We start from the raw sequence: 12,704 nt of genomic DNA on the forward strand, positions 1-12,704 counted from the left end.
AGACACTGTCTACGGAGGCTGGTAGACAGTGTCCATGCCGCCGCCCGACAGCACGCTCCGGGCCCGCCTGGTGCGGGCCGGCGTCGACCTGCTCGCCCAGGAGGGCACCGCGGCCCTCACGCTGCGCGAGATCGCCCGGCGGGCCGGCGTCTCCCACGGCGCGCCGCGCCGCCACTTCCCGACCCACCTCGCCCTGCTGGCGGCCATCGCCCGGGAGGGTTACCAGCAGCTCGGCGCCGAGGTCACCGCCGCGATCGGCGGCACCGGACCGGATCCGTACGACCAGGTGCTCGCACTGGGCCGGCTCTACCTGCGGTTCGCGCGCACCAACCACGGCATGTTCGAACTCATGTTCCGGCACGACCTGCTGCGCGGCAACGGCATCGGCCTGCGGGACGCCAGCGAGGAACTCTTCGGCGTCCTGGTCGACCTGGTCGCCCGAGCCCGGCCCGAAGCGGCCGACGCCCCCGCGCCGCCGGTCGTCGCCGGCGCGCTCTGGGCCAACCTGCACGGCATCGCCGAGCTGCGGCAGTGGGGCAGCCTCCAGACCATGGTGCGCAGCGACGACGTCGAACCGCTGCTGCGCGCCGCCGTGGCGGCCCACCTCGGCCGGCCCACGCCCGGCGTCCCACGGTGACCGGGACCCACCCGCGGAGGGAACACGTGCTGCTGCAGACCGGCACCCGGCTGGTGCTCGCCCCGCTCGGCAGGATGGCCTTCCGGCCGGTCGTCGAGGGCCGGGACAATGTGCCGCGGCACGGGCCGGTGATCCTGGCCGCCAACCACCTGTCCTTCATCGACAGCGTGGTGATCCCGCTGGTGGCGCCGCGACCGGTCAGCTTCCTGGCCAAGGCCGAGTACTTCCGGCGGCCCGGCCCGCGGGGGTGGCTCACCCGCACCTGCCTCACCGGCATCGACGCCATCCCCGTGGAGCGGGGCGGCCACCGGTCGGCCCAGGACTCGCTGCGGGTGGCGCTCGACGTGCTCGCCGCCGGGCGGGCCTTCGGCATCCACCCCGAGGGCAGCCGCTCCCGCGACGGGCGGCTCTACCGTGGCCGCACCGGCGTCGCGTGGCTCGCGCTGGCCTCCGGCGCCCCGGTGGTCCCCGTCGCCGTCCTCGGCACCGACCGCATCCAACCGGTCGGCGCCCGACTGCCCCGGCCCGGGCGGGTGACCGTACGGTTCGGCGCGCCCCTGCACTTCACCCCGCCGGTCACCGGGAGCGGCGGGCGGGCCCGACGGGCCGTCACCGACGAGATCATGACGGCCGTCCAGGCGTTGTCCGGTCAGGAACCCGCCGGCTGCTACCTCGACCTGCCGTCCGAGGGATAGCGAACACCTGACCGGCGCGCCGACCGCGCTCACCCGGTCGGATCGGTCCCCGCCACCGGCTCCGGGCCCGAGGCGGAGATGCCCGCCTCAGCCGGCCGGCGGGGCGGTGCTGTCCCGGACCGTGAGGCTGGTCGCCAGCTCCAGACCGGTCCGCTGGGTCGGTTCGCCTCGCCCGAGCGCGAGCGCCAGCTCGGTCGCGGCGACGGCCATCTCGGCGAGCGGCTGACGCACGGTGGTCAGCGGGGGATCCAGCAGTTCGGCGATCGGCAGGTCGTCGAAGCCGACCACGCTCAGGTCGGCCGGGATCCGCAGCCCGCGTTCCCGCGCGGCCCGGTAGACGCCGACCGCCTGGAGGTCGTTGCCGGCGAAGATCGCGGTCGGGCGGTCCGGCCGGCCGAGCAGCCGCAGCGCGGCGGCCCGCCCGCCGTCCACGGTCAGGTCGGCGCGGGCCACCAGGTCCGCGTCGACCGGCAGGTGGGCGGCTTCCATCATCGCGCGGTAGCCGTCGAGCCGCGCCCGGCAGCAGAGGATGCGGTCCCGACCGCTGATCATCGCGATCCGGCGATGCCCCAGCCGGAGCAGGTGCCCGGTGGCGGAGCGACCGCCCGCCCAGTTGGTCGCCCCGACGAAGGGCACATCGTCGGGCAGCTCGCTCGTGGGATCGAAGACCACGAACGGGATGCCGCGCGCCCGCAACTGGTCGCGTTGCTCGCCGGACAGCTGCGCGACGGAGACGACGCAGTCCGGACGACGGGCGAGCGTGTCGTCGATCCAGTAGCGGACGCCGCCGCGCTCCGGCCCGAACTCGGTCAGCACCACGCCCACCCGGTGCGCCCGGGCCACCTGCTCGACGCCGCGGACGACCTCGACGCCCCACATGTGTTCCAGCTGGTCGAAGACCAGTTCCACCAGGTTGCTGCGGGTGGACGAGGTGGGCCGGCGGTAGCCGTACCGGCTGATCAGCGCCTCGACCCGGGCCCGGGTGTCCGAGGCCACGCCGGTCCGGCCGTTGATGACTTTCGACACGGTCGGGACCGACACCCCGGCGGTCTCCGCGATGTAGGAGATCGTGACCGGCCGGCCCGGAGCCTCTGCGGCGTCGTCCGGCCCGATGGCCGACCCGTCCGGCTCGGTCTGCGACAAGCTGGCTCCTCCCCCGGCCGACCCGCCCTCCGGGTGACCACCGCTGCCCGGCCCCAGGATAGCCGTCCGTCCATGCCCGTCGGTGCCGCCGAGCGCCGCCGGTGCGTAGCGGGTGGCCCGAAACTTTCCGGTGGATCTCGCGCTTTTTCCGCACCGTATCGCACCGCTGACGTCGCACGGCGTCGAAGATCGCCGCCGAGCCCGCCGTCTCATTGACCACCATCGAAGAAACGCGTAGCGTTCGACCCGAAACTTTCCAGGGAGCCGGGAAGTTGCTGCCGCGACGCGGCGATCGGCGGAGGCACCGGGCGGCGTCCGCGAGAAGCACTCCAGCGCGCGACGGGTCGCCGGGTGGCCGTGCGGCCACCCGGCGACGCCGGGCGCGCGCCCCCACCCGTCCGGAACCGTTGGCCACCGGCCGCGTACGGGCGGACAACGGCAAGGGAGAACACGATGATCCTGCGCACCCGAAGAACCCGCCTCCGGGGCGGTCCGCTCGCCGCTGCCGTGGCGGCCCTGCTGGTGGCGTCGACAATGACGGCCGTGGGCGCCCAGGCGGCCGGCGGCTGCCGCGTGGCGTACGCGGTGCCCTCGCAGTGGTCGGGCGGGTTCACCGCCGCGGTCGACGTGACAAACCTCGGCGCACCGGTCAACGGCTGGCGGCTGGCCTGGACGTTCCCGTCCGGGCAGCGGGTCACCCAGGCGTGGAACGCCACGGTCACCGCGACCGGCGGCCAGGTCACCGCGACGAACGCCGCCTGGAACGCGAGCGTGCCGACCAACGGCACCGTGTCGTTCGGCTTCAACGGTTCGTGGTCGGGCGCCAACACCGCGCCGACCGGCTTCACGCTCAACGGCGTCACCTGCGCCGGGGACGCCGGCGGCACGCCGTCCCCGACCGGCGGCCCGTCGACCACTCCGTCGACGAGCCCGTCGCCGACCGCCACGGCGTCACCGTCGACGCCACCGACCACCCCTCCCCCGGCCGGGAACCCGATGGCCACGGTGGCCGCGATGCAACCCGGCTGGAACCTCGGCAACACGCTCGACGCCATCCCCGACGAGACCGCCTGGGGCAACCCGCTCACCACCCAGGCGCTCCTGCGTCACGTGCGCTCGCAGGGCTACCGCAGCGTCCGGCTCCCGATCACGTGGAGCAACCACCACGGCCCGGCGCCCGACTACACCATCGACGCGGCCTGGCTGGGCCGGGTACGCCAGATCGTCGACTGGGCGCTCGCCGAGGATCTCTACGTGATGATCAACCTCCATCACGACTCCTGGCAGTGGCTCAACACCTACCCCACCGACCGGGCCGGCGTCACGAGCCGGTACCGGGCACTGTGGACGCAGCTCGCCACCACGTTCCGCGACCACTCACCGAGGCTGGTCTTCGAGAGCATCAACGAGCCCCAGTTCGCCGACACCACCGACGAGCAGGGTGACACCGCGACCCGGGACCTCAACGCCGAGTTCGTCCGCCTGGTACGCGCGACCGGCGGGGCCAACGCCACCCGGCTGCTGGTCCTGCCCACGCTGCACACCAGTGGCGAGCAGGCGCGGCTGGACGCGTTGTCCGCCGGCATCGCCGCACTGCACGACCCCAACCTCGCCGCCACCGTGCACTTCTACGGGTGGTGGCCGTTCAGCGTGAACATCGCCGGCGGCACCCGGTACGACACGAGCGTGGAGCAGGACCTGGTCGGCACGTTCGACCGGCTGCGGGACACGTTCGTCGCCCGTGGCATCCCGGTCGTCATCGGCGAGTGGGCGCTGCTCGCCTGGGACCACACCCGGCCCGGCATCATCGAACGGGGCGAGTTCCTGAAGTACCTCGAGGCGGTCGGCTACCACGCCCGCACCCGCAACCTCACCACGATGCTGTGGGACGCCGGTCAGTTCCTCGACCGCACCACGTTGCGCTGGCGCGACCAGCGCGTCGCCGACATGATCAGGACGAGCTGGACCAGCCGCTCCGGCACCGCGTCCAGCGACCAGGTGTACGTGCCGCACACCGGCGCGATCACCGGCCGGGCGTTCACCCTCAACCTCAACGGCCTGTCGTTCCGCGGTCTCTGGCAGGGCGACACCCCGCTGGCCGCCGGCGCCGACTACACCGTCACCGGCACCAGCGTCACGCTCACCCCGGCGGCGCTGACCCGCCTGGTCGGCAACCGGGCCTACGGCGTCGACGCCACCGTCGAGGCCCGCTTCTCCCAGGGTGTGCCCTGGAAGATCGACATCATCAGCTCCGACCCGCCCACCCAGGCAGCCGCCACCGGCACGACCAGCTCGTTCACCATTCCCACCCGGTTCCACGGTGACCAGCTCGCCACCATGGAGGCCACCTACGCCGACGGCAGCCCCGCCGGCCCGGCCAACTGGACGCCGTTCAAGGAGTTCTGGGGACACTTCCAACCCGACTACACCGCCGACACCATCATCCTGAAGCCGGAGTTCTTCGCCGAGGTGAACGACGGCACCGTCACGCTCACCTTCCACTTCTGGAGCGGCGCGAAAACCACGTACCGGATCACCAGGGCCGGCACCGCGGTAACCGGCGCCCCCTGACCGGCCCCGGTGCCGCGGTGGACGCCGCGGCACCGGCGGCGGGGCGGTCAGCCGAGGCCGGGCCAGGCGGCGAGGTAGCCGCCGCCGGTGCCGAGGGACGGCCCCGGACCACGCCAGAACCCGGCCTTGTCGACCTGCGCCACCGCCGCCGCGACACCGCCGGCCGCGGCCACCCCCCGCACGGTCCCGGCGCCGCCGTCGGTGAGCACCACCCAGCTCAGCCGCCGCCGCAGGTCCGGGGCGAGCACCAGCACCCAGGCGTCCCCACCGGCGTACGGGGCCAGCCGCCGGCCGCCGAGCGTCACCCGGGACCGGTCGGCGATCTGGTACGCCGACACCCCGCCGGCGTAGATCCGGCCGGACTCGTCGGCGCCGATCGCGAGCGGCGTGATGGTGTTGCCCCGGTTCCCCTTGCTGTCGATGCGGCTGATCACCGCCTGCCCGGCGAGCTGGCGTCCCGAGGCGGGGTCGAACCGGGCCAGGTAGGTGTGGTGCGCGTTGCCGGTGTTTGTCGCCCGGCTGAAGTCGTCGGTGACCACGTTCGGGGCGGGCCGTCCCACGTCGGCGGCCGAGCGGGCGAACACGCTGTTCCCGCCGGCGGTCTCCCCGGCCAGGTAGAGCCGGCCGTCGCGGCCCATCGCGACGCGGTCGGCCCGGCTGTCCGCGCACAGGTCGCCCAGCCGGTCCGCCGGATGGTCGTACGCCCGCCAGCGCAGTCGTCCCCGCCGGTCGTAGGCGTGCACGTAGGCGATCTGCACCGGCACGCACCGCCCGCCGGAGGTCTGCCGGAACCCGCTGACGAAGACCAGGCCGCTGCGGTCGTCCACCGCCACGTCGCTGACCGTGCGACCGCTCGGGGCGATCCGGGCCAGCGTGGCGCCGGTCAGGTCGTACACCGTGACGGTGGCGCCGGTGACCGCCGCGACCGTGCCGGCGGATCCGACCGCGACCCGGCTGGCGGCCCCGCCGCGCTGCCAACGCGCCCGCCCGGCCGCCGCGTCGAGCAGCAGCACGCCCCGGTCGGTGGCCACGGCGATCTCCCCGCCGGTGCGGCGCACCTCCAGGTCCTCGACCGCGCTGGCCACCCGGACGGTACGCAGCAGCCGCCGGCCGGTGCCGTCCAGGAGCAGCACCGCGCCGGCGCCGCCCCGACCGATCGTGGTCGCCTGCTCGCCCGGCAGGCCGGCGAACCGGCCGCCGACGACGATCTGGCAGGTCGGGCTCACGTCGACCGCCGTCGCCACGCCGCCGGCCCGTCCCAGGTAGGAGCCGGCGGTCGGGTCGAGCCGGCTCGCCGACCGCGGCGCCCGGCCGGGTGGCGGGCAGTCGAGCGGCGCGGGGCCCAGCCCGGCCCGGCCACCACCCGGCGCGCCGGTGGCGCCTGCGGCCGGGCGGCCGGGCGCCCCGGCGGTCGGCGCGGTGGTGGTCGGCGCGGTGGTGGGCGCGCCGGCCCGTGGTGCCGGGTCCGGGGCACAGCCGGACAGGAGAAGCAGCAGGCCGGCTCCGGCCGCCGTCCATCGGCGGCCCCGGGGGATCGTGGGCACGGTGGCTCCTCCCTCGGCCGCGACGCCGCCCCGGGCGCTCCCGCGGCGACGCGCAGACTAGCAACCCCGGCGGCACGGACCGGGTGGCCGGGCCGCAGCGCCGCTCGGGGTGCGGCCGGGGCGTCCCCCGACGCCCCGGCCCGGCCCGCCCGAGGGGCGCGACCATCTGCGCTAACGTGGCCGGATGACCTCTCCAGCGACGCAGGCGCGGGGCCTGGAGACCCGGCGGCGGGTGCTCGACGCGGCGATGGCGGAGTTCGCCCGGCACGGCGTCGACGGCGCGCGGATCAACCGGATCGCGGAGCGGGCCCGGGCCAGCAAGGAACGGATCTACGCCTGGTTCGGCGACAAGGACGCCCTGTTCGACACCGTGATGGAGGTCGGGCTCGAGGAGTTGTCCCGGGTGGTGCCGATCACGCCCGACCTGGTGGACTACACGGTCCGGCTGCACGACACGTTCGCCGCCCGGCCCGACCTGCAACGCATCGCGGCGTGGGCGTGGCTGCACGAACGCGGGCGGGCCGAGCAGGTGTCGGAGAAGCGCGTGACGGGCTACCGGCACAAGATCGCGGTGATCCGGGACGCGCAGCGGGCGGGACTTGTCGATCCGGAGTGGCCGCCGCACCACCTGCTGGCCGCGTTGATCGCGGTGGCCACGTCCTGGCTCACCGCCCCGGTCGAGCTGCACCGGGCGCTCGGGCCGCAGCCCGGCTCGGACGACGACGCCCGGGCCCAGGTCCGCCGCGCCGCGCAGCGGCTGGTCCGTCCGCCGGGCTGACGGCGTCCGCGCGGGGCGTCGACCCGCGCGAGGCGAATCGAACCAGACGGTTTGATTTTCCCGCGACCGGTGCTATACCTGAACCGAACCAACTGGTTTGATTTTAGGGAGGCGGAGCGATGCGCGCGGTGCTGATGGTCCTGTCCGCGGCCGACCACTGGACGCTGCGGGACGGCACGCGGCACCCCACCGGCGTCTGGGCCGAGGAGGTCGTCGAGCCGCACCGGCTCTTCTCCGCCGCCGGCTGGCGGGTCACCGTGGCGACCCCCGACGGCGTGCCCCCGACGGTCGATCCGCTCAGCCTGCGGCTGCCCGCGACCGGTCCCCGGCGCGCGCGCCGGCACCGCCGCTATCTCGCCGCCCACACGCGGGAGTTCGCCCACCCGCAGAGGCTGTCCGAGGTGGACCCGACCGACTACGACGCGGTCTTCTACCCGGGCGGGCACGGCCCGATGGAGGACCTCGCCGTCGACCCGGTCTCCGGCGCGCTGCTGACCCGGGCCCTGCGCGCCGGCACGCCGCTGGCCCTGCTCTGCCACGCCCCCGCCGCCACGCTGGCGGCGACCGGCGAGGACGGGACGTGGCCGTTCGCCGGCTACACGATGACCGGCCTGTCGAACCGGGAGGAGCTGCTCAACCGGTTCGCCCGCAAGGCCCGCTGGCTGCTGGAGGACGAGCTGGTGGCCCGTGGCGCCCGCTACGTCCGTGGTCGCGTGCCGCTGCGGCCGTTCGTCACCGTGGACCGCAACCTCTACACCGGGCAGAACCCCGCGTCGTCCGCGCGGCTCGCCCGCCGCGTGATCGCCGACCGGGAGGCTCGGCCCGCGCTCTCGGTCCACGTCAGCCGCACCGTCGCGGCCGCCCCGGACCGGGTCTACGCGCTGGTCAGCGACATCACCCGGATGGGCGAGTGGAGCCCGGAGACGTACGCCGCCCGGTGGCGCGAACCGGGCCGGCGGTTCACCGGCAGCAACCGGATCGGTCCGTTCTACCGTTGGCGCATGACGGCGACCGTGACGGAGGCGGTGCCCGGCCGGGTCTTCGGGTTCACCACCGCCTGGCCGTCGTCGTCCACCTGGCGTTACGAGCTGGAGCCGGTCGACGGCGGCACCCGGGTCACCGAGTCGATGACCCGGGCGACGCCCCAGATGGCGGCGGTCCGCGCCGTCCAGCGCCTGGTCGGCGTCACGGACCGCGCCGCCCACCTGCGCGCCGGCATGGTGACCACACTGGAACGGCTGGACGCGGCGCTGCGCCGGGAGGACGACGGGGCGGACGGCGCGACCCGGCCGACGGCGGAGGGGAGCACCCGGTGAGCGAGGGCGCCTGGCAGCCGTTCCGGACGCCGCTGCACTACCTCGGGCTGCCGCGCAGCGTGACGCCGCCGATCTGGCGGGAACGGCGGGCCGGCGCTGAGCTGGCCGCCCTGCGGGCCGCGCGTCCCGCGCCGCCGACGCCGCCCGAGCCGGGGGCGCCGGTGCTGGTCGTGCCCGGCTTCGCCGCCGGCGACGACCGGGTGGCGTTGCTGCGGGACTGGCTGCGCGAGGGCGGGTGGGACGCCCGACCGACCGGGCTCACCGACGGCCGCCGCTGCTCCAGCCGGGACCTGGCCGTCGTCGAGGCGGCCCTGGTCCGCCTGCACACCGAGACCGGGCGGCCGGTCACCCTCGTCGGCCACAGCCGGGGCGGGATGTTCGCGAAGGCCCTCGCCGTCCGCCACCCCCGGCGGGTACGCGCCCTGGTCACGCTCGGCTCGCCGCTGACCGACCCGTTCGGGATCCACCTGGCGGTGCGACTGCTGACCATGTGGATGGCCACCATGACCCGGCTCGGCCGCCGGGACTGGGTACGCAACTGCCCGTTCGGCGACTGCTGCCGCGAGGTCCACGACGACGTGCTGGCCGCCGCGCCGCCGGGCCTGCCGTTCACCTCGATCGCCAGCCGCAGTGACGGCATCGTGTCCTGGCACGCCTCCCAGGACCCGGCGGCCCGTTGCGTGACGGTGGACAGTTCGCACGGCGGGATGGTCGCCCACCCGGGCGTGTGGGCGGCGATCGCCGACGCGCTGACCAGCAGCGACGCCCCCGGCCGGTCCCGGCTCGGGTAGCCCGGTCAGCCCGCCGCCCCGCCACGGGCCCGGCGTGCGGCGGCCCGGAGCGCGTGGTCGATCTCGGGGTGCGCGTCCACCCGCCAGGCCAACGCCAGCGTCGCGGGCGGCGCCCCGCGCACCGGGACGTACGCCACACCCGGCGTGGCCGCGGTGCGGGCCAGCAGGGACGGCACCGGACAGCAGCCGACGCCGCCGGCCACCGCGCGCAGCACCCCGGCGACGTCGGTCACCGGCTCCCCGGCGCCGACCGGCGCGTCCGGGGTGAGCCGCCACCCGGCGACGAAGGCGGCGTCGACGTCGTCCGGCAGCGGCACCTGCGGCTCCCCGGCGAGGTCGGCCACGGTCACCTCCGGCCGTCCGGCCAGGTGGTGCCGCGCCGGCACGGCCAGCAGCCGCCGGAACGCGCCGACCGGCTCCAGGTGGAGGTCGCGAACGGCGTCCGGCGTGTACGGCGGCCACAGGTAGCCGGCCTCGGCGGTGCCGTCCCGCAGCCGCCAGACGTGCTCCCGGAACGGCACGCCGGTGAGCGTGACCTGCCAGCCCGGCAGGTCACGCCGCAGCCCGAGGACGGTTTCCGCCTTCAACTCGTCGACGCTGGCGGCCAGCGTGGTGACGAGCAGCCGGCGGCCCGGCGCCGCGTCCGCGGCCCGGCGCGCGTCGCGGCGTGCCTCGGCGGCGAGGTCGAGCAGGGCGCGCGCGTGCGGCAGGAACGCCCGGCCCGCCGCGGTGAGCGCGACCTGCCGTCTGCGCCGGGAGAACAGCTCGACGCCGAGGTCGGTCTCCAGCGCCCGGATCCGCGCCGACAGCGACGGCTGCGCCAGACCCAGTTCCTCGGCGGCGGCGGTGAAGTTCATCCACTCCGTCGCGGCGACGAAGGCCCGTACCCGCTCCAGGTCCACCGGCCCCACCCTAGCCAGGTCGGATAGGAGAAACCTCTCGACACCGCGCCGGCGTCTCTTGGACACCGGCGGCCCCGGCGGGTCATGGTCGGGGCGTGTCTTCCCTCATCATCTACGGGGCCACCGGTTACGTCGGCCGGCTCGTCGCCCGCCTCGCCGTCGACCGCGGGCTCCGCCCGGTGCTGGCCGGCCGGGACGCGAACCGGCTCGCGGCACTGGGTCTCGACGCCCCGGTCCGTACCGCCGCGTTGGATCAGCCGCGCGCGCTGGACCGGCTGCTCGCCGACGCCGCGGTGCTGCTGAACGCGGCCGGTCCGTTCGCCCGGACCCAGCAGCCGTTGCTCGACGCCTGTGTCCGGACCGGAACGCCCTACCTCGACCTGTCCGGGGAGGCGGCGGAGTTCCTGACCGTGTGGCGGCGGGACGCCGAACTGACCGCCGCCGGGGTGATGGCGATGCCCGGCGTCGGCTTCGGTGTGGTGCCGACCGACGCGGTGGCCGTGCACCTCGCCCGGCGGCTGCCGACCGCCCGCCGGCTGGAGCTGTCGTTCGCCACCGTCGGCCGGGTGTCGCGCGGCACGCTCGACACGCTGACCGGGGGCATGGCGGACGCCGGGGTGCAACGACGCGACGGGCGGCTGGTGCCGGCGCGTGCCGCCGCCGAGCACCGGTGGATCGGCGACGGCGCGACGCGTACCCGGGTGGTCACCAACCCCTGGCGCGCGGACGTCGTCTCCGCCGCGCGGTCCACCGGCGTCGCGGACGTCGCGACGTTCTTCGCCGCGCCCGCGCCGATCCGCCTGGCGCTGCGCGCCGCCCCGGCCGCGCCGTGGCTGGTCACCTCCCCGGCCGCGCGACGTGTCCGGGCCGCGCTGCTGGCCCGGCTGCCGGACGGCCCCACGCCGGCGCAGCTCGACGCCGGTCGCACGCTGGTGCACGGGCTGGTCCGAGACGACGCGGGCACGGTGGCCGAGGCGGTGCTGACCGGCCCGGACGCCTACCGGTACAGCGCCCACACCGCGGTCGAGCTGCTGGCCCGCACCGCGGCGGGGGACGCGCCGCCGGGCTACCGCACCCCGGCCGAGGTGCACGGCCCGCGGATCGCGCTGACCACGCCCGGCACGTCGCTGCGGGACCTGCGGTGACCGCCCCCGGATGGCCGCCCGGCCGGGAACCGGCGCGCTGCCCCGTGCACACCCGCAACGAGGCGTTCGTGCCGCTGCCCCCGCAGGCGGTGTGGGCGCGGCTCGTCGACGCCACCGCCTGGCCGTCGTGGTACCCGAACGCCCGACGCGTCGTGCTGACCGGCGCGCCGCTCCTCGGCCCCGGCGTCGAGTTCCGCTGGACGACGTTGCGGGTCCGCGTCCGGTGCGTGGTCGACCGCTGGGAGCCGTACCGGCTGCTGGGCTGGACCGGCCGGGCGGTCGGCTCGTCCGGGCACCACCGCTGGGTTCTCACCCCGGTGCCGGGCGGGACCCGGGTGGTCACCGAGGAGACGCAGACCGGGCTGCTGCCGCACCTGGCCGCTCCGGTGCTGACCCGGTCCCTGCTGCGCTGGCACCAGCGCTGGCTGGACGGCATCGCGGACTGACACCGACGCGGCGGTGGGCGCTACGGCGACCACCGGCCGGTGGTCGCGGAAGCAGGTCTCACCAGCGGTCGACGTGCAGCACCTCGTCGAGTGGCTGGCGCTTCGCCGGCCGGAACGTGTCGCCGGTGTAGTAGGCGGTGGGGATCAGGGCGGCCTGCCGGACCTCGGCCGGGAGGCCCAGCAGCTCGGCCACCTCCGCCTCGTACGCCAGGTGCAGCGTGGTCCAGGCGGTGCCGAGTCCGCGAGCCCGCGCCGCCAGCATGTAGCTCCACGCGGCCGGCAGCAGCGACCCCCACAGCCCGGCCTGGTTGCCGGCCGGCAACTCGCCGCCGCCGGAGAGCCGCAGGCACGGGATGAGCAGCACCGGCACCTGGCCCATCCGGTCGCCGAGCCACGCCACGCTCTCCCCCACCCGCCGCTGCACCGCGGCGCGCTCGGGCTCGTCGACGAACAACCGCGCCGCCGACCCCTCCGACGCCAGGTAGCTCTCGACCGCGCGGCGGTAGAACCCGCCGATCGCGGCCCGCACGGCCGGGTCGGTGACGACCACCCAGTGCCAGCCCTGCCGGTTGGAACCCGAGGGCGCCTGAAGGGCGATCTCCAGGCACTCCCGGACGAGGTCCATCGGCACCGGACGGGTCAGGTCCAGCCGCTTACGCACGGTTCGGGTGGTGGTGAGCAGGTCGTCGGGGGTCAGTGGCAACGTCGGCATCCCGCCAGCGTGGCACGCCGGCGG

The 12,704-nt window shown here is 75.8% G+C and carries 12 protein-coding genes; 8 read left to right on the top strand and 4 right to left on the bottom strand.

Going from position 1 to position 12,704, the window contains the following annotated elements:
- Positions 1-34 precede the first annotated feature (34 nt).
- Both ACLQ2W_RS14505 and ACLQ2W_RS14510 read left to right on the top strand, forming a co-directional pair.
- On the top strand, positions 35-637 hold the full coding sequence (locus tag ACLQ2W_RS14505) for a TetR/AcrR family transcriptional regulator (protein WP_405089984.1): 603 nt from the start codon (positions 35-37) through the stop codon (positions 635-637).
- Positions 638-663: 26 nt separating this feature from the next.
- On the top strand, positions 664-1,332 hold the full coding sequence (locus tag ACLQ2W_RS14510) for a lysophospholipid acyltransferase family protein (protein WP_425786851.1): 669 nt from the start codon (positions 664-666) through the stop codon (positions 1,330-1,332).
- An 87-nt stretch (positions 1,333-1,419) separates the two neighbouring features.
- Here ACLQ2W_RS14510 and ACLQ2W_RS14515 read toward each other — a convergent pair whose 3' ends face one another.
- Positions 1,420-2,475: a LacI family DNA-binding transcriptional regulator gene (locus ACLQ2W_RS14515; RefSeq protein WP_405089986.1), complete on the bottom strand. Its 1,056-nt coding sequence runs from the start codon at positions 2,473-2,475 to the stop codon at positions 1,420-1,422.
- 453 nt (positions 2,476-2,928) lie between these two features.
- On the opposite strand from ACLQ2W_RS14515, the gene ACLQ2W_RS14520 reads away from it, so the two are divergent.
- Positions 2,929-5,046, top strand: coding sequence for a cellulase family glycosylhydrolase (locus ACLQ2W_RS14520; protein WP_425786852.1), 2,118 nt, complete (start codon positions 2,929-2,931; stop codon positions 5,044-5,046).
- A 47-nt stretch (positions 5,047-5,093) separates the two neighbouring features.
- Here ACLQ2W_RS14520 and ACLQ2W_RS14525 read toward each other — a convergent pair whose 3' ends face one another.
- Positions 5,094-6,590, bottom strand: a complete 1,497-nt coding sequence (locus ACLQ2W_RS14525; protein WP_425786853.1) for a hypothetical protein — start codon at positions 6,588-6,590, stop codon at positions 5,094-5,096.
- Between the two features lie 184 nt (positions 6,591-6,774).
- On the opposite strand from ACLQ2W_RS14525, the gene ACLQ2W_RS14530 reads away from it, so the two are divergent.
- From ACLQ2W_RS14530 to ACLQ2W_RS14540, 3 genes are all read left to right on the top strand, one after another.
- On the top strand, positions 6,775-7,368 hold the full coding sequence (locus tag ACLQ2W_RS14530) for a TetR family transcriptional regulator (protein ID WP_405089989.1): 594 nt from the start codon (positions 6,775-6,777) through the stop codon (positions 7,366-7,368).
- Between the two features lie 119 nt (positions 7,369-7,487).
- Complete coding sequence (locus ACLQ2W_RS14535) at positions 7,488-8,684, top strand: SRPBCC family protein (RefSeq protein WP_425786854.1); 1,197 nt, start codon at positions 7,488-7,490, stop codon at positions 8,682-8,684.
- Entirely contained in the window at positions 8,681-9,475 is a 795-nt protein-coding gene (locus ACLQ2W_RS14540) for an esterase/lipase family protein (RefSeq protein ID WP_425786855.1), read from the top strand. The genes ACLQ2W_RS14535 and ACLQ2W_RS14540 overlap by 4 nt, the downstream gene beginning before the upstream one ends.
- Positions 9,476-9,480: 5 nt before the next feature.
- On the opposite strand, the gene ACLQ2W_RS14545 is transcribed toward ACLQ2W_RS14540, so the two are convergent.
- Positions 9,481-10,377: a LysR family transcriptional regulator gene (locus tag ACLQ2W_RS14545; protein ID WP_425786856.1), complete on the bottom strand. Its 897-nt coding sequence runs from the start codon at positions 10,375-10,377 to the stop codon at positions 9,481-9,483.
- Positions 10,378-10,472: 95 nt separating this feature from the next.
- Between ACLQ2W_RS14545 and ACLQ2W_RS14550 the strand changes: the two genes are divergently transcribed.
- Entirely contained in the window at positions 10,473-11,522 is a 1,050-nt protein-coding gene (locus ACLQ2W_RS14550; RefSeq protein ID WP_425786857.1) for a saccharopine dehydrogenase family protein, read from the top strand.
- Positions 11,519-11,968, top strand: coding sequence for an SRPBCC family protein (locus tag ACLQ2W_RS14555; protein ID WP_425786858.1), 450 nt, complete (start codon positions 11,519-11,521; stop codon positions 11,966-11,968). The genes ACLQ2W_RS14550 and ACLQ2W_RS14555 overlap by 4 nt, the downstream gene beginning before the upstream one ends.
- A 58-nt stretch (positions 11,969-12,026) precedes the next feature.
- Here ACLQ2W_RS14555 and ACLQ2W_RS14560 read toward each other — a convergent pair whose 3' ends face one another.
- Entirely contained in the window at positions 12,027-12,680 is a 654-nt protein-coding gene (locus ACLQ2W_RS14560; RefSeq protein WP_425786859.1) for a nitroreductase family protein, read from the bottom strand.
- Positions 12,681-12,704 lie beyond the last annotated feature (24 nt).

Origin of the sequence: Micromonospora sp. DT227 (assembly GCF_049841835.1) — a bacterium.
Lineage (GTDB): Bacteria > Actinomycetota > Actinomycetes > Mycobacteriales > Micromonosporaceae > Micromonospora.